Origin of the sequence: Halomonas sp. AOP25-F1-15 (assembly GCF_052378675.1) — a bacterium.
Taxonomy (GTDB): domain Bacteria; phylum Pseudomonadota; class Gammaproteobacteria; order Pseudomonadales; family Halomonadaceae; genus Vreelandella; species Vreelandella casei.
The window spans coordinates 17,138-33,762 of sequence record NZ_JBQSXV010000008.1; the positions used below are offsets into that span (position 1 = coordinate 17,138).

The following is a 16,625-nucleotide window of genomic DNA, read 5'->3' on the forward strand; positions in this document are numbered from 1 at the left end:
GTTAACGAACCTCCGACAAATACCGCTCAGAGAAGCTGCGCTGAGCAGCCGCCATTGCAGAGTAGTCAACGGTTGTGGCGCGGGCGTAGTCGCTATCAGGTAGAAAAACCTCACGTGCTTTTGCTGAGATAGCGCTCTCACGCACCGGGCGTAGATACGCATCGGCCCAGACAGCCTGTCCCTGGTCAGAAAGCACGAAATCAAGCACTTGCTGACCATTGTCGGGGTTAGGGCCATCCTTCACTAGGCTCATGACATAAGGCACAACCACGCTGCCTTCTTGGGGGATGACAAACTCTACGTTGGCGCCGTCATTGTGGCGAGCGCGATAAGCGTTGAAGTCATAATCAAGCAGAATAGGGATCTCACCGGAAAGCACGCGTGCATAGCTAGTTTGCTTGGGCACAATGGGGGCGTTATCGGCCAGCTCATTGAAGTAGTTGATGGCGGGTGTGAAATCATTAAGGTCGCCACCCATCGCTAAGTTGACTGCCACAGCGCCCACGTAGCCTACAAAGGCGCTTGCAGGATCAAGATAGCCCACCATGCCACGGTATTCGGGTTTAAGCAGATCTTCCCAAGAGGTGGGCACTGACGCGCCATCTAGCGCATCAACGTTGACCATAAAACCGAGGGTGCCGGAATGAATGGCGAACCAGTTGCCCTCGGGATCTTTAAGCCCTTCAGGGATCTCTTCCCAGTGTTCGGGCTGGTAGGGCGTGACCACGCCCTCCGCCATGGCTTGGATACCAAAGGTGACGCCATAGTAGACAACATCGGCCACTGGACTACCTGCTTCGGCGACCAGCTGGGCTAAGGACTGGCCGGAGTTTTTATTGTCTTGCGGTACGTGAATGCCGGTTTCCTGTTCGATCAAGCGCAGCTGTGTGCCCCAGTCAGCCCATTCAGGTGGGCAGTTGTAGCAAATCGCGTTATCGCCAGGTTCAGCCATCGCTGCCGCTGATGTAGCGATAGCCGCGGTGGTCAGTAATGCTTGATAGATACGCTTCATATGCCTGCGCTTAAGGTTCATAACGTGCTCCTCTGAGTGGTGCCTGTGTTGGACTTGCGTGATGCCGGTATTCCGGTACTTTCGCCCTTACGCAATGCGTGGGGCAGGGGAGCCGTCGTGCAGCTTTCTCCCCGAATCATGGCTAATAAGGTGTGAACCGCCGTGCGTCCTATATCGGCACGCGGTTGTTCGATAGTGCATAGCGATGGATAGAGGTACTGACCTAAAGCGATGCCATCAAACCCCATCACCGAAAGGTCGTCGGGCACGGCAAAGCCTGCACGTTGCAGCTCTCCGATTAGGCTGATAGCAAGCAGATCATTGGTACAAATAACAGCGCTAAAAGATTGAAAACCTTGTAGCGCTGGCTTGAGGCTGGCGAGGTCGGCTTGGGTATGACGAGCCATTTCGACAAGCTGATGAGGCAAGAAACCGGCACTCTTCATTGCTTGGCAATAACCTTCGTAACGCTGTTGAGCACGGTCTGATTGCAGCAATGGGCCGGCGATCATGCCGATGCGCTCATGCCCCAGGGCGATTAAGTGGCGAGTAGCATCAGCACCAGCGGCAAGGTTATCGACGCCAATTGAGGCAAAGCCGCTAGTCCCAGGTGGGTTGTAGACCAGCAGGCAAGGAATGTTTTCCATACGCAGCTTATCCAGTACGTCACTGTTACTAGCATCGGCGACGGTGAGCACTAAGCCGTCTACGCGCTGGCGCAGCATCTCTTCAACAATGTTGCCTTCACGGCTGGGCGAGTACTCGCTGGTGGTAACGATTAAGGAGTACCCTGAGTCGCGGGCCGCCACTTCCATGGCTTGCAGCTGCTCAGCAAAGACGGGGTTGTCGAGGCTGGGCACCATCACGCCAATCATTTGTGTGGCTTGCGAGCGCAACTGCTGCGCGACTTTGTTGGGCCTGAATGCCAACTCTTGGGCTGCATTGAATATTTTTTCGCGGGTTGCGGGGCGCACTAAGTCGGGGCTTGAAAAGGCCCGCGCAGCGGTAGCGCGAGAAACCCCCGCTCGCTTTGCCACACTGAGTAAATCTGCCATGCCAACACCTTTCGCTTGCGTAATGAGATCGATCTCATTTGTTGGGTGTCAGCCTAACTAGCGCATGTGACGAACTGATGGCGGTAAAAAGTATTTTTGGCGTTATTCATGTGACAGCGTGGTTTTGTTGCACTGATAACGCGGTCTGTTTTATTTGGCTACGTTGCGAAGCGGTGCACCTCCCGCTAAAGTCTCGCGTTAGTTAACCTGGGCAAGGCTTTCTTATGGCCACACTAATGATTCAAGGCACGACCTCTGATGCCGGTAAAAGCACGGTGGTGGCTGCGCTATGTCGCGCTCTGGCACGGCGTGGCATCTCGGTCGCGCCGTTTAAGCCTCAGAACATGGCACTTAACAGTGCCGTGACTGAAGATGGTGGTGAGATAGGTCGCTCTACAGCCCTACAGGCGCAGGCATGCTATTTGGCGCCGCACAGTGATATGAACCCCGTGCTGCTAAAGCCTGAAACAGACCGCGGCGCTCAGGTGATTTTGCGCGGCAAGGTGCATGGCCATATGGATGCATTGGATTACCACGCCTATAAGCGCACCGCGAAAGAGAGCGTGATGGCCGCTTGGCAGGCGCTGGAAAACCGCTTTGATGTGATTATTGCCGAGGGCGCCGGTAGCCCGGCAGAAATCAATTTACGCGAGGGTGATATCGCCAATATGGGCTTTGCCGAAGCGGCAAATTGCCCCGTACTGCTGGTGGGCGATATTGATCGTGGCGGCGTATTTGCTCAGTTAGTAGGCACGCTGGCGCTGCTTAGTGAGAGTGAGCAGATGCGCACAAAAGGCTTTATTATTAATCGATTCCGTGGCGATATCGCGTTATTAAATCCCGGCCTTGAGTGGTTGGAAAAACGCACACAAAAGCCGGTACTGGGAACACTCCCTTATCTTCAGGGGCTGGTGCTGGACTCCGAAGACAGCATTGGTGTCGTTCAAGCAGAAAAGCGCAGCGCTGTGATCAATATTATTGTCCCCGCGCTTCCACGCATCAGCAATCATACCGACTTTGATCCGCTGCGCTTACACCCCCAGGTTTCGCTGCGTTTTATTGGGCCTGATCAGCCAATTCCCGCTGCCGATGCGATCATTTTGCCCGGTAGTAAAAGCACTGCCAGCGATCTTGCGTGGTTAAAACGTCAAGGGTGGGATAAGGCGCTTCAGCGCCATCTTCGTTACGGTGGGGCAGTGTTGGGTATTTGCGGTGGCTTTCAAATGCTGGGCGAGTGGGTGGACGACCCTGATGGCTTGGAGGGGCAACCAGGAAAAGTGGCCGGGCTAGGGCTGCTGCCCCTCACAACGCAAATGGTAGCGGGCAAGCAGCTGCGCAACGTTAGTGGCTTGCTGTCAGATCAACCTGCCCTTGTCGAGGGGTATGAAATTCATAACGGCGTCAGCCAGGGCTTAGCGCTTAACTCGCCGCTTTTTCATATACAGGGTAAGCCTGAAGGGGCCGTTAGTGACGATGGCCAAATAATGGGCACTTACCTGCATGGGTTATTTGATCACCCCGATGCTTGCCAAGCGTTGCTAACAAAACTGGGCCTTACCCATGTTGAACCAAGTGATTATCAAGCTCACCGTGAGCATGAGCTTAATCGCTTGGCCGACATGCTAGAGGCGAGCATTGATATAGAGCAAGTTATTGCGCTGATTGATGCTGGCGTCGATAAAAGCTGTTAACTGGGTTCTTTAACCCAGTGCTCTAGTAGTAAATCAATAAATAACTGTGCGGTGCTGGATAGACTGTGTGAATTACTTCGCACAAGACCAATAGAGCGCTGAATGCGTGGCTCGGGAAGATCTCTAGAACAGAGCGTGTCGTGATCAGGGCCTGGCATGGTCATGCGCGGCAAAATAGCCACTCCCAGCCCTGACTCGACAAGCCCTAACGACGTGGATAAGTGTTGGACTTCGTAAAAACTATTGAGATGAATGCCCTCTGCTGACAGGGCGTTATCTAGCAGCGTGCGATTCCCGCTATCACGGCTAACTGTGATAAGCCGCACTTCTTCCAAGTCGCTCCACTCAACCTGCTGCTTACTAGCAAGCGGATGGTCGGAGCGAAGTGCCAGTACAAAGGGGTCTCGGAGTAGTGGTGTGAAGCGTACTTCGGAACTTTGCGCACTGATCATATTGATTCCAAAGTCTGCTTCGCCGTTAATCACTTTCTCCAAGCCTTCGTTGGCACTGACATCCAAGATACGAATGCGAATGCCAGGCCAAGCTTCGCTGAACACTCGAATGACACTAGGCAAAAAGTAGAATGCCGCCGTGGGTAAGCAGGCTATCGTCACCGTGCCCTTTTGGTGGGTGACCAGTTCACGAATCCCCAATATGGAGGACTCGTACTCTTCTATCATACGTCTGGCTCGGGGCAAGAAATCGGCTCCGATAGGACTTAGACGAGTGCGTCGTGTTGTTCTTTCAAGCAGTTCAACTTCAAGGAGTTCTTCTAATTTTTGAATGCGCCTGGTAAGGGCTGGCTGAGACAAATGCAAGCGCTGAGCCGCCTCATGAAAAGTGCCCAATTCAGCGACCAGGATGAAGGCTTGTAGATCAAGAAATTCGAGTCTATGCAGCATAGGATTGTTGCGCAAAAGAGGTGGTTTAATAATTAAAACACATTAATGCATAAAACGGATTTATAGCAATCTATATTTGCATTTGAGACATTAAAGATTGGCTGACACTCTTCGTCCATACAGTCATCACTAAATATGGCGGAGCAACATGAACAGTATTCCTTGTGTGGTAATGCGTGGAGGAACCTCTAGAGGCCCTTTTTTACGTATGAAAGATCTGCCCAGTGACCAAGAACAGCAGGCTGAAATACTGCTTAGTTTAATGGGGTCTGGCCATGCACTACAAATTGATGGCATTGGTGGTGGAGACCCACTCACCAGCAAAGTGGCTATTGTAGAACGCTCATCGCACCCTGATGCCGATGTTGATTACTTATTCGCTCAAGTTGATGTGGTGAATAAGCGCGTCGATTTTAACCCCAACTGCGGCAACATGCTTTCTGCCGTCGGGCCGTATGCAATAGAGACGGGGCTGGTTGAGCCTCAAGACGATATCACCGTAGTCAGGGTGCATAACTTAAATACCCAACGGCTGATCGAGTGCCATGTACCTACACCGGGGAAGCAGGTGCAGTACGAAGGTAGTGTCACCATTAGCGGCGTTCCAGGTAGTGCTGCAGGCATTCAACTCAGCTTTTTAGACATCATGGGAAGTAAAACAGGCCAACTGTTACCCACGGGAAAAGCATGTGATGAGATTGATGGTGTCGAGGTGAGCTGCATCGATGCGGCCACCCCGATTATGTTACTGCGGGCTGAGTCGGTTGGACTAACGGGCTATGAGTCGCCTGCTGAATTAGATAAGAATGCGCCCTTGTTAACGCGCTTAGAAACCCTTCGCCGTGAAGCGGGGCTGCGAATGGGAATGGGTGATGTTAGCCAAAGCGTTTTGCCAAAGGTCGTGCTGATCTCCGCGGCCGAAGCGGAATTGAATACGCTTAATGTTCGTTATTTTGTGCCTCATCGCTGCCATAAAGCCATTGCCGTAACGGGGGCGATGGCCGTTGCTGCTGCGGTTAATGTACCTGGTTCGATTGCCAATCACATGGCCAGCAGCACAAAGAAGCTTTCTGCTGGAAAGCTTCTATCTCAGGTTGTCTTAGAACATCCCTCAGGCTCTATTGAGCTGACGGCGGAGTACCGCCAAGAGAATGCGTTTGATTTGGCGCGTGTATCGCTTATCCGAACGGCTCGTAAAATTATGAGTGGGCAAATTTTCTACGCACTCCCTCCAAAGAAAGTGGACAACCATGCTGTTGAGGCTGTCGATTAAGCCACTTTAAAAAATCACTAAATGACAATAATTAATAACAGGAGTATCGCCATGACCACTTTTAAGAAAAAACCGCTTATCGCTCTGAGATTGCCTGCATTGCGCACTACTTACAAAAAAGCGCTACTTGTCGTTGCTTGTTCAACGCTGAGTGCCATCAGCGTGAATGTTCAGGCTAACGATGTGAACGTGCCCGATACCATTCATTGGACCATTCCGTTTGGTGTAGGCGGTGGAACCGACGTCTGGGCACGCTTCTTTACTACTTGGATGAGCGACAATATTCAAGGTAACCCTACGCTGGTGATTGATAACGTGCCTGGTGGCGGCTCTATTAATGGCGCTAACTTGTTCTCCATGCGTGCTGCCTCAGATGGCAGTCAGTGGATAGGTACCTCAGCTTCTACTCAGTATCCTGCCATGCTGAAAGATCGGCGTGTACGTTATAGTTACGATGATTGGACACCGATTTTAGCGACGCCGACAGGAGGGGTGGTGTATGCACAGCCTAGCCTAGGAAGCACCGCAGAGGAGGTGCTGAATGCGATGACCAGCCAGCAAGTTACATTTGCTGTGCAAAGCCATACAGGGCTAGAGCTGCCAGTATTGATTGCGCTTGATCTGCTCGGAGTTGATGTGAAGGCGGTCTCGGGTATGAGTAGCCGCGGGGAAGGCCGGTTGGCCTTCGAACGAGGAGAGGCGGATATCGACTTCCAAACTACCTCTGCTTATTTCACCAGCGTGGAAGGGTTGGTGGAGACTGACCGAGCGGTTCCGCTCTTTTCCTTGGGTGTGCTCAGCGACAGTGGTGAGATTGTTCGTGATCCTGCCTTCCCTGATTTGCCGACGTTTAATGAGGTTTACGAAACACTTCATGGCGAAGCGCCCAGCGGCCTAGCAGCTGAAGCGTATCGCAAGTTCTTTGCATCCGGGTTCACGCTGCAAAAGCTAATACTGCTGCCCAGTGACGCACCAGAGGAATTGATTCAGGAGTATCGCGATGCAGCACGTCGTTTTGTGGATACAGAAGCGTTTAAAGACGCAGCAATGGCTCAGCTTGGCCCCTACACGCCGGTTGTCGGTGAAGTCGTCGAGCAACATCTGAAGGATGCCATGTCGCTTGATGATGCTACGCGGGAGTGGCTGTCCGAGTGGCTGTTAGAGCAGCACGGTGCTCGTATTTAACACGAGAGATTAACACCAACAAAGCACTGCTTAAGTGGTGCTTTTGGGCACCCTTACACTAAACAACATAAGAGCCATGACAATGTCTGACGTCTTATTCTCTAGTTTGGGGCAGTTGTTTACTGTTCCGCATATGATGTACATGGTTATTGGTGTTCTCATTGGGCTTGTTGTGGGCATCATTCCTGGGCTTGGCGGCATTGCTGGCATGTCACTACTGTTACCGTTCCTCTATGGTATGGAGCCTTCGGTTGCTCTAGGTATGCTGATGGGGTTAGTGGCAGTGATACCCACAGGCGATACTTTCTCCTCCGTGCTACTGGGCATTCCTGGCTCAAGTGCTTCACAAGCGACCGTGCTGGACGGCTTTGCGCTGGCTAAAAAAGGACAGGCTGCAAGAGCGCTTTCCAGTGCATTTTTGTCTTCAATGATTGGCGGTCTCATCGGTGCGGTTGTTCTCACTGCCTTTATTCTCGTCGCTCGGCCGATTGTGCTGTCTTTCTCTTCGTCTGAGCTATTTATGTTGACGTTGCTAGGGCTATCGATGGTGGCGATTCTTTCTGGCAAGGATGTCTTTAAAGGCATTGCTGCCTGTGGCCTAGGGCTATTAGTGGGGACGATCGGTATGGCTCCTGCCACTGGTGAGTTCAGGCTGCCGTTCGAATTTGACTATCTGTATGACGGGTTGCCGCTGGTAGTGGTGGGTTTAGGTATTTTCGCATTACCTGAGATCATTGACTTATTGGGCAAGCGCGGCGCGATTGCGGAGGAGCCCTGCCAATTAGGCCAGGGCTGGAAAGAGGGAATGAAGGATGTTATTAGTCGGCCTGGACTAGTGGCCCGCTGCGCAGGCATAGGCAGCTTAATTGGGACGATTCCTGGCTTGGCGGGTTCTGTGGTGGATTGGCTTACTTATGGGCATGCGGTGCAGACTGCTAAGGATAAATCGCAGTTTGGTAAAGGGGATATTCGTGGCGTAATTGCGCCAGAGTCAGCTAACAATGCGTGTGCCTGCGGGGCGATGGTGCCTACTCTGCTTTTTGGTATTCCCGGCTCAGGCACCGCAGCGGTTTTTCTAGGCGGTTTACTGCTCCTTGGTCTTCAGCCAGGTGTCAGCATGCTAGAGACGAATCTTGACCTGACTTACACCATTATCTGGTCATTAGCGCTCGCTAATATTTTAGGTGCCGCTCTCTGCTTGGGGTTGGCCCGTCCGGTTTCCAGCTTAACGCGGGTGCCGTTCGTGATTTTAGCGCCACTAATTACTGTCTTAATACTCTTTGCGGCCTATCAAGCGACGCGCTCGCTGGGTGATTTTTTTGCACTCGGCATTGTCGGAGCGTTTGGCGTGCTGTTTAAACAGGCGAACTGGTCTCGGCCCGCCTTCTTGATTGGCTTTGTGCTCGCGCCCGGTGCTGAAACATACTTTTATCAAGCCGCCCAGTTTCAAGGCGCTGCAGCCTTTACGAGGCCTGGTGTGCTGATCATTGGCGCAATGATTGCGGCATCACTATTACTTCCTCCTTTGCGCAGCTATCTGCAAAAGCGCCGTCAAGCCAAAGATTCTATGGCCCATTTGACTGCTCAGGAAGAGGTGGATTCGCTGTCGCTGGGCGCGCTCGATGTAGCACTGCTAGGCAGCCTGTTAGTAGGTGCCGGCTACATATGGCTGAGCTTTGCTGATCTTTCTATGTTAGGCGGGATCATGCCCAGGCTGGCGATTGCCATTATCGTGGTCGCGTGCCTGCTGGAAATTATCAGAACGATCATCAAACCGATAAAGTGGCAGGTTCAAACATTCCTCCCGCAGCTAGCTTGGGTGGCCGGCTTCTTCGCCTTGATTGTATGCGTGATGGTGTTCGGTTTAATGCTGACCGCCCCTGTATTTTGCCTAGGTTTCCTACTGCTGGTGGCCCGCGTGAAAGCTATGACTGCAGTAGTAATGGCGGCAGGAGTCGCTATTTTCCTAGTGGGAATGGCGAACCTGCTGACGCTTACATATCCTTTAGGTATGTTAACCGGGTTCTAAAGCAGATTTACGCTGGGGACGTAAGACAAAAAGCCATTAAGTTGGCTTTTTGTCTTTAAAAAAATTAATGATTAGCGCGCTGCGCCATCACTGTGATCTCAACACTGCACCCACCACAGATGTTTGCCGATTCAGTGCAAGTGCGGGCAGGATAGCGGCCGGGATCGAAGTGCTCGGCATACACACCGTCTAGTTCTTGAAGCGTGTGCAGGTCAGTGAGGTGGATATCTACGCGCACTACATCAGCAAAACTGCCGCCTTCCATTTCAAGCATGCGAGAGATGGCCCGCATCACTAGGCGTGCTTCTTCTTTTACGTCGCCCCGCGCCGCGTGGCCATTAGATAAATCTGCGACGGTTAGCCCTGAAATGAACACATAGTGGTCGTCGATTACCATGTGGCTACCGGGAAAGCTCGGTGTGGGCAGTGTCGGATCGTTGGTATAGGTCGGCATGCTAATTCCTTCTAAGTTGCTGATCGCACATACATCCTCTACGACAGGGCAATAGTGCTAGTGTTCAGTATCAGTCATTATGAATAGAACAAGGGGAGGCATTATGCACTGTCAAAATAGCGGTGTTTACTCTAGGCTTGCGGCTTTTCTGTCGGCATTGGGGGATAAATGAAGGTCATACACGTTAAAGAAGAGGCCCAGCGCGATGCCTGTTTAGCGCGGCTATGCGCTGAAGTTTACGGCCAAGAAGCTGGTTTAACGCCGCTCGTCGTGTTTGCCGGCACTCGCACCGTTTTGTTTGCTCAGCAGGCCGCACGCTTATTTGCTGCCGTTGATGCAAAAGGAAAACCGCAGGCGCTGGCGCTGCTGGTATTAGATGAAGAGGGTGAGGGGATGACGATTACCCACGCCTGCACGCTGGGCCAATTAGATGCCAAGCAGCGCTTGATTAGTGAACTTAGCTTAAAAGCGCCGCTGCGTGTTGAGGTAGATACTGGCGAACAAGAAGCGTTTTACCGTGAGAGTGGTATCAAGCGCTGGTTCGGCGGAGTGGATGGCAAACGTATTGGCTTGGGGGCGCGTCACCCGGCGCAAAATGTTCGCGAGTTGGCACCCACTTTAAGGTTAGACGAAGCGCTTATTTTGCGTCGTTTTAAACATGACCCAAAGGCTTTCGAGGCAGCCAAACAGGCGTTCTTGAGCGGCTTGAATGACTTTCCCGCGGCGCTTTAATGACGACTCGTCACGTTGGGCAGATTTACTTCTTCGCCAGTTCGCGCATGGCCGTTTCCAAGCCTTCCATGGTCATCGGGTACATTCGGTCGTTGATAAGCTCGCGAATAAGCTGAGTGGAGTAGGTGCTTTCCCAGGCGCGTGGCGGCATTGGATTGAGCCACGCCAAGCGTGGAAAGGTGGCGCATAAACGTTGAAGCCAAACGCCGCCCGGTTCGTCGTTAAAATGCTCAACGCTGCCGCCGCGATGAGTGATCTCATAAGGTGACATGGCAGCGTCGCCCACTACAACGACCTGATAATCAGCGCCGTAAGTGTGCAGCACGTCCATCGTCGGAATTCGTTCATTGTTGCGGCGAGACGAGTGCTGGGCGTTACGCCGCCACACCCCTTCGTACAAGCAGTTATGAAAGTAGTAGTGCTCCAGATGCTTGAACTCGGAGCGCGCCGCTGAAAACAGTTCTTCGCAAACGCGAATGTGGTCGTCCATTGAACCGCCAACGTCTAAAAACAGCAGCACTTTTACCGTGTTGTGGCGCTCTGGGCGCATCTGGACGTTAAGTAGCCCGGCATCGCGCGCGGTGGCGCGTATAGTGTTGTCAACGTCGAACTCTTCAAGCGCGCCTTGGCGGGCAAACTTGCGCAGACGGCGTAGTGCCATCTTGATATTACGTGTGCCGAGTTCAAGGGAGTCATCGTAGTCACGAAAGCGGCGCTCATCCCATACTTTAATGGCGCGGCGATGGCGCGAGCCTTCCTGGCCAATCCGGATACCTTCCGGATTATAGCCATAGGCACCAAACGGGCTGGTGCCACCGGTGCCTATCCATTTATTCCCCCCTGCATGACGCTCTTTTTGCTCCTCCAGGCGCTTTTTGAACGTTTCAATAAGCGCTTCAAGGCCGCCGAGGGATTCGATATTGGCTTTCTCTTCGTCGGTTAATTGCTTCTCAAATTCGCGCCTTAGCCAATCATCAGGAATCAATGCCTCAATGGCGGCATCCATATCTTCCAGGCCTTTAAACCATGCGCCGAACGCACGATCAAAGCGGTCAAAGTGGCGCTCGTCTTTAACCATAACGGTGCGCGCTACTTGATAGAATACGTTGATATCAGCAAATACAACGCCGCGTTCTACTACCGTGTTAAGGTCCAGCAGCTCACGTAGCGACACTGGAACGCCCGCACGTTTGAGGGTTTCAAAGAGACCAATAAACATGGCTTAGCGGCCCGCGCCTTTTTGGCGACGCATCATAAAGGCTAAGCGCTCAAGCAGATGAGTGTCCTGTTCATTTTTAACCAGCGCACCGGCCATGGGCGGCAGTGCTTTGGCCGGGTCGCGGTTATACAGCGCTTCCTGAGCAAGCTCATCCGCCATGAGCAGTTTTAGCCAATCCACCAGCTCAGAGGTTGACGGTTTTTTCTTCAAGCCAGGGGCGTTGCGCAAATCGAAGAATACTTCTAGCGCCTCACTGACCATTCGAGGAGCGATGTCTGGAAAGTGAACATCGACAATCGCCTGCATGGTCTCTCGGTCGGGGAAGTCAATGTAGTGGAAAAAGCAGCGGCGTAGAAAAGCATCGGGCAGCTCTTTTTCGTTATTTGACGTAATGATGATAATCGGGCGCTGCTCGGCGCGGATAGTTTCACCGGTTTCATAAACGTGAAACTCCATACGATCCAGCTCTTGAAGCAGGTCGTTGGGGAATTCGATATCCGCCTTGTCGATTTCGTCGATCAGCAGCACAACGCGCTCATTCGCCGTGAAGGCATCCCATAGTTTGCCGGGCTTGATGTAGTTACCCACGTTCTCTACGCCTTCCACACCTAACTGGGAATCGCGCAAGCGGCTCACCGCATCGTACTCATACAAACCCTGGGCTGCTTTGGTGCTGGACTTAATGTGCCAAGTGATCAGCTTGGTGCCCAGCGACTCGGCCAGCTCTTCGGCCAGCAGCGTTTTACCGGTACCCGGCTCGCCTTTGATTAAAAGCGGGCGTTCCAACACAACAGCAGCATTGACCGCCTGCTTAAGCGCGTCGGTTGCGATATAGGTCGAAGTGGATTCAAACGCCATGAGCAGGGCCTCGGCTTGTCGAAAACGTGTTGGGAAATATTCAAACAAGTGTACGTGAGGGCAAACCCCAAGGCCATTCAGAGTGAGGTGTCTTTTATGTTCTCCTGGCTTTTATCAATGCAGCCAGTTTGGCGGCACAATCCCTTGGCGCTGCATTTGCCGATATATCGTTGGCCGTGAAACGCCTAGCGCGCGAGCCACGGCGCTAATGTTCCAGTGGTGCTTTTTAAGTAGATCTAGTAGCGGCTGCCCTGGATCTGAGCAACTGTCGGAAGATAAGTCATTAGCCTTGCGCGTAATGCGTTCGCTAAGGCATTGCTCCGGTAAATCAGCGACGGTGATTTCATCGTTTTCCGAGGTGGCCAGTGCGAAGGCCAGCGCATTTTTTAGCTGCCGAATATTACCTGGCCATGCGTAAGCCAGCAGAGCGCTAATAGCATCTGCTCTTAGGCGTGGTGACTCGCTGGCGGCCCGTTCTTTGATTACGTCTGCAAACACGCGACGAATCACGTACAGCTTGTCGGCGCGCTCGTTTAGTGAGGGCAGGCGCAGCTGCGCACCGTTCAGGCGGTAGTAGAGATCTTCACGGAATTCTCCGCGTTGAATCATCTCTTCTATATTGCGATGGGTCGCGGTAATTACCCTAATATCAACCTTCACCGGCGTGTTCGCACCTAGCGGCATGACTTCCCGTTCTGCGAGTACGCGCAGCAGACGCGTTTGCAGTGCCAGTGGCATATCGCCTATTTCGTCAAGAAACAGGGTGCCTCCGTCAGCTTGGGGAATGAGCCCGCGCATGCCTTGCGAGCGCCCTCCGGTAAATGCTCCTGGCTGATAGCCAAATAGCTCACTTTCGATCAGTGCTTCAGGAATAGCGGCGCAGTTGACCGCTACAAAGGGCTTGCTGGAGCGGTGGCCGCTGTCGTGCAGCGCGCGAGCAACGACCTCTTTACCGGTCCCAGTGTCGCCACTAATAAGGACATTAACACTGACTTCATTGCGCAGCCTCTCAGCCAGTTTTTGTATTTTCCGCATGGCGGGGTCATCGGCACCCAGGCGAGCCAGTGGCTCCGGTAGCGATGATGCGGGCGGTTGCTGTGCATGCGTCGATCGAGTGCGGCGAGGTTCCAGCAGGCTAATAAAGTAAATCGTGTTGTCGGCCCTGGCGCGAAAGGCACGCAGCTGATCATCTGAGCCGCTATTGATGCTCAGCACGTCGGCGATTTCGCATTCAAATAGTTCATCCAATATAGGCGTGTGGCGCGCTGACCAAGGTGGCCACCGGTGCTGATGGCAGGCGATGAGTTCACGGCCGACGGCGTTGGCCGCTATTACCTGGCCATTTTCTTCAATGGCGATCAGGCCACGCCCGTTCACATGCACAAACTCCCGGGAGGTATCCAGGCGTACCATTAGGCAGTCGCGGTAGCGCCGGAGAAAGTAGGCATCTTCAATCATGCGGGCGTAGAGAGTTACTAACGAAAGGCTGAAATTTTGGCTTTCATGTTGGCTAGGTGATTGCAGAGCAGAGATATCCAGCACGGCCATGACGTTACCTTGTGGGTCGGTGATAGGTGCAGCGGTGCAGGTCAGCGAAATATGCGAGGCATCAAAGTGTTCCTGGCGGTGGCAGATAATCGCTTGGCGGTCGTGAAGGCAGGTGCCCACGGCGCAGGTGCCAGCAAATCGCTCGTCCCAATCGGCGCCCAAGTAAAGACCCGCTTGCCGCAGTAGCCTATCTTTATGGGGGTCGCCGCGAAACTCGACGGTAATACCACGATGGTCGGTGAGTAGCAGGACGTAGCCCAACTGGGAGATTTGCTGATAAAGCTGATCCACGCCAGCCCTGGCAACGTGTAGGAGTTCATCAACGGGTTCCCGGTGCTCGATAAGCGTTTGCTGAGTCACAACTCTTGCGGGGCGCGGCTGGGTAGGGTCAAGCTGGTATTCATTCAAACAGCGCAGCCAGGAGCGTCGAATTGTTGGCTGAGCCGGTAGCTGAGGTACGTCCACCCCTTCGCCGAGCAAGAATATATGCTCGATATGCTGGCGCTGTACAGAGTGTAATCGTGCAGGCAATAGCGATTGAGTTGGCATGGCGTTTTGCACCGTAAGACGCGTTATTGTCTTTCCAGCCTATGCGCTCTAGCGCAGGTGTCAACGCAGCCATCTTACGCCGTTAGTCGTGTGTTACACCTGTAACGGATGTTACGCCGAGCTGTAAACAGTGTGACAGGTGTACGACGCCGTAAATGCTCTTTAATTTTTCAATAGCCGATTATTAATCTTTACTATTCAATTGTTTATATTTTATTTGTTCGGTTTGGCACGACGGGTGCTTAGAGTTGTGTAGGTAAAAGGCCTTTCAACAATAACAAGCGTATATGGAGTACCCGCTATGTCACAGATCCCGTCACATAAAATTGCCACAACAGCCGTCGATGCGTGGCTGAGAGATTTTGATAACGCGCTACAGGCTAACGATATACAGCACGCGCTTTCACTGTTCGGTGAAGACTGCTATTGGCGTGACTTTCTAGCCTTCACATGGAATTTAAAAACCTGCGAGGGCAAAAGCGATATTCAGGCTATGCTTTCTGCAACGTTGGCTAGCGTATGTCCTTCTGATTGGCAGCTAGAAGGCGAGGCGACCGACAGTGGTGACACTTTTGATGCGTGGTTTACCTTTAAAACAGCAGTGTCTAGCGGCAAAGGCTACCTGCGTCTTAAGCAGGGGAAGTGTTGGACGCTGCTGACCACGATGCAGGCGCTTAATGACTATCCTGAGCGTCGTAACCACCATCGCCCCAAAGGGGCTGAGCACGGCGCCAATAAAAACCGCGAAACGTGGTTAGAAGCTCGGGAGCGCGAGGAAGCTGAATTAGGCTACACCCAGCAGCCGTACTGCGTGATTATTGGCGGTGGCCAGGGGGGCATTGGCTTAGGCGCACGGCTCAAACAGATGGGTGTCCCAACTATTATTATCGAGCGTAACGAGCGCGCGGGCGATTCCTGGCGTAAACGTTATAAGTCGCTATGTCTGCACGACCCTGTCTGGTATGACCATCTTCCTTATATTCCCTTTCCCGATAGCTGGCCGATCTTTGCCCCTAAAGACAAAGTAGGTGATTGGCTGGAAATGTATACCAACGTGATGGAGCTCAACTATTGGAGTTCTACCGAGTGCCAGAATGCACACTTTGACGAAGTGGCAGGTGAGTGGGTCGTGAATGTGACTCGCAACGGTGAAAAAGTGATGCTACGGCCGAAGCAGCTCGTGATGGCGACCGGAATGTCGGGCATGCCTAATGTGCCGACATTCCCCGGTGCTGAAAGCTTTGAAGGTGAGCAGCAGCACTCTAGCCAGCACTCGGGGCCGGATGCCTATAAGGGTAAAAAGTGCGTCATTATTGGGGCTAATAACTCGGCCCACGATATTGCGGCCGCGCTATGGGAACACGACGCTGATGTGACGATGTTGCAGCGATCGTCTACCCATATCGTAAAGTCGGACTCATTAATGGAAGAGGTGCTAGGGCCGCTTTATTCAGAAGAGGCCATCGCTAACGGCATTACTCACGATAAAGCGGATCTTATTTTCGCGTCTATCCCTTATAAGGTGCTGCCGGATTTTCATCGCCCGGCCTTTGCTGCCGTTAAAAAGCGTGACGCCACGTTTTACCAAAAACTGGAAGATGCCGGCTTTATGCTCGATTTCGGTGACGATGAGTCGGGGCTCTTTTTGAAATATTTGCGCCGCGGCTCTGGCTACTACATTGATGTGGGCGCCTGTGACCTAGTGGCCAATGGTGATATCAAACTACGTAGCGGCGTGGGCATTGAACGCATTAATCCACGCTCTATCACATTGACCGATGGTAGCGAGATTACGGCTGATTTGATCGTTTATGCCACTGGGTATGGTTCGATGAACGGCTGGGCGGCCCGGCTTATCTCTCAAGAAGTGGCCGACAAGGTGGGCAAATGTTGGGGCTTAGGCTCCGATACCACGAAAGACCCCGGGCCTTGGGAAGGCGAGCTGCGCAATATGTGGAAGCCCACCCAGCAAGAAGCGCTTTGGTTTCATGGCGGCAACCTGCACCAGTCTCGACACTACTCGCATTATTTGGCGCTGCAGTTGAAAGCACGTATGGAGGGGTTGGAAACGCCTGTTTACGGGCTCCAGCCGATTCATCATAAGTCTTAATGGGAAGC

At 52.8% G+C, this 16,625-nt stretch carries 13 protein-coding genes and 1 pseudogene; 6 read left to right on the forward strand and 8 right to left on the reverse strand.

All coding sequences use genetic code 11. The features are described from left to right. Position 1: 1 nt before the first annotated feature. Entirely contained in the window at positions 2–1,033 is a 1,032-nt protein-coding gene (locus ACT3TF_RS14655; RefSeq protein WP_444672429.1) for an ABC transporter substrate-binding protein, read from the reverse strand. Beyond that, positions 1,030–2,067 carry a LacI family DNA-binding transcriptional regulator gene (locus ACT3TF_RS14660; RefSeq protein ID WP_441684813.1) on the reverse strand — a complete coding sequence of 346 codons (1,038 nt, stop codon included), beginning with the start codon at positions 2,065–2,067 and terminating at the stop codon, positions 1,030–1,032. Before ACT3TF_RS14660 ends, ACT3TF_RS14655 begins: the two co-directional genes overlap by 4 nt. Positions 2,068–2,291: 224 nt before the next feature. On the opposite strand from ACT3TF_RS14660, the gene ACT3TF_RS14665 reads away from it, so the two are divergent. After that, positions 2,292–3,758 (forward strand): cobyric acid synthase, encoded by a 1,467-nt coding sequence (locus ACT3TF_RS14665; RefSeq protein ID WP_444625634.1) that lies wholly within the window; start codon positions 2,292–2,294, stop codon positions 3,756–3,758. On the opposite strand, the gene ACT3TF_RS14670 is transcribed toward ACT3TF_RS14665, so the two are convergent. Both ACT3TF_RS14670 and ACT3TF_RS14675 read right to left on the reverse strand, forming a co-directional pair. Then, positions 3,755–4,438, reverse strand: a complete 684-nt coding sequence (locus ACT3TF_RS14670) for a LysR substrate-binding domain-containing protein (RefSeq protein ID WP_235042456.1) — start codon at positions 4,436–4,438, stop codon at positions 3,755–3,757. The genes ACT3TF_RS14665 and ACT3TF_RS14670 overlap by 4 nt on opposite strands. 39 nt (positions 4,439–4,477) lie before the next feature. Beyond that, a pseudogene (locus ACT3TF_RS14675) lies at positions 4,478–4,660 on the reverse strand (helix-turn-helix domain-containing protein); the annotation flags it as partial. A 148-nt stretch (positions 4,661–4,808) separates the two neighbouring features. On the opposite strand from ACT3TF_RS14675, the gene ACT3TF_RS14680 reads away from it, so the two are divergent. The 3 genes from ACT3TF_RS14680 to ACT3TF_RS14690 all read left to right on the forward strand — a co-directional run bounded on the left by ACT3TF_RS14680 (position 4,809) and on the right by ACT3TF_RS14690 (position 9,147). Continuing rightward, a complete protein-coding gene (locus ACT3TF_RS14680) occupies positions 4,809–5,933 on the forward strand; it encodes a 4-oxalomesaconate tautomerase (RefSeq protein WP_441684809.1) in 1,125 nt (374 codons plus the stop codon). 51 nt (positions 5,934–5,984) lie between these two features. Then, entirely contained in the window at positions 5,985–7,118 is a 1,134-nt protein-coding gene (locus ACT3TF_RS14685; protein WP_441684808.1) for a tricarboxylate transporter, read from the forward strand. A gap of 82 nt (positions 7,119–7,200) precedes the next feature. Further along, positions 7,201–9,147 carry a tripartite tricarboxylate transporter permease gene (locus ACT3TF_RS14690; RefSeq protein WP_444672430.1) on the forward strand — a complete coding sequence of 649 codons (1,947 nt, stop codon included), beginning with the start codon at positions 7,201–7,203 and terminating at the stop codon, positions 9,145–9,147. Between the two features lie 64 nt (positions 9,148–9,211). Here the strand turns inward: ACT3TF_RS14690 and ACT3TF_RS14695 are convergent, their stop codons facing one another. Continuing rightward, complete coding sequence (locus ACT3TF_RS14695; RefSeq protein ID WP_444672431.1) at positions 9,212–9,601, reverse strand: RidA family protein; 390 nt, start codon at positions 9,599–9,601, stop codon at positions 9,212–9,214. Positions 9,602–9,769: 168 nt separating this feature from the next. On the opposite strand from ACT3TF_RS14695, the gene ACT3TF_RS14700 reads away from it, so the two are divergent. Next, positions 9,770–10,333, forward strand: coding sequence for a hypothetical protein (locus ACT3TF_RS14700; protein WP_444672432.1), 564 nt, complete (start codon positions 9,770–9,772; stop codon positions 10,331–10,333). 25 nt (positions 10,334–10,358) lie between these two features. Here ACT3TF_RS14700 and ACT3TF_RS14705 read toward each other — a convergent pair whose 3' ends face one another. The 3 genes from ACT3TF_RS14705 to ACT3TF_RS14715 form a co-directional block, all read right to left on the reverse strand. Then, the gene (locus ACT3TF_RS14705) at positions 10,359–11,552 is read right to left on the reverse strand and encodes a vWA domain-containing protein (RefSeq protein ID WP_444672433.1); all 1,194 of its coding nucleotides are present in this window, start codon (positions 11,550–11,552) and stop codon (positions 10,359–10,361) included. A 3-nt stretch (positions 11,553–11,555) separates the two neighbouring features. Next, entirely contained in the window at positions 11,556–12,410 is an 855-nt protein-coding gene (locus ACT3TF_RS14710; RefSeq protein ID WP_444672434.1) for an AAA family ATPase, read from the reverse strand. A 114-nt stretch (positions 12,411–12,524) separates the two neighbouring features. Beyond that, positions 12,525–14,507, reverse strand: a complete 1,983-nt coding sequence (locus ACT3TF_RS14715) for a sigma-54-dependent Fis family transcriptional regulator (protein ID WP_096279544.1) — start codon at positions 14,505–14,507, stop codon at positions 12,525–12,527. Positions 14,508–14,808: 301 nt separating this feature from the next. On the opposite strand from ACT3TF_RS14715, the gene ACT3TF_RS14720 reads away from it, so the two are divergent. Further along, a complete protein-coding gene (locus tag ACT3TF_RS14720) occupies positions 14,809–16,617 on the forward strand; it encodes an NAD(P)-binding domain-containing protein (protein ID WP_444672435.1) in 1,809 nt (602 codons plus the stop codon). The last annotated feature ends 8 nt before the right edge of the window (positions 16,618–16,625 follow it).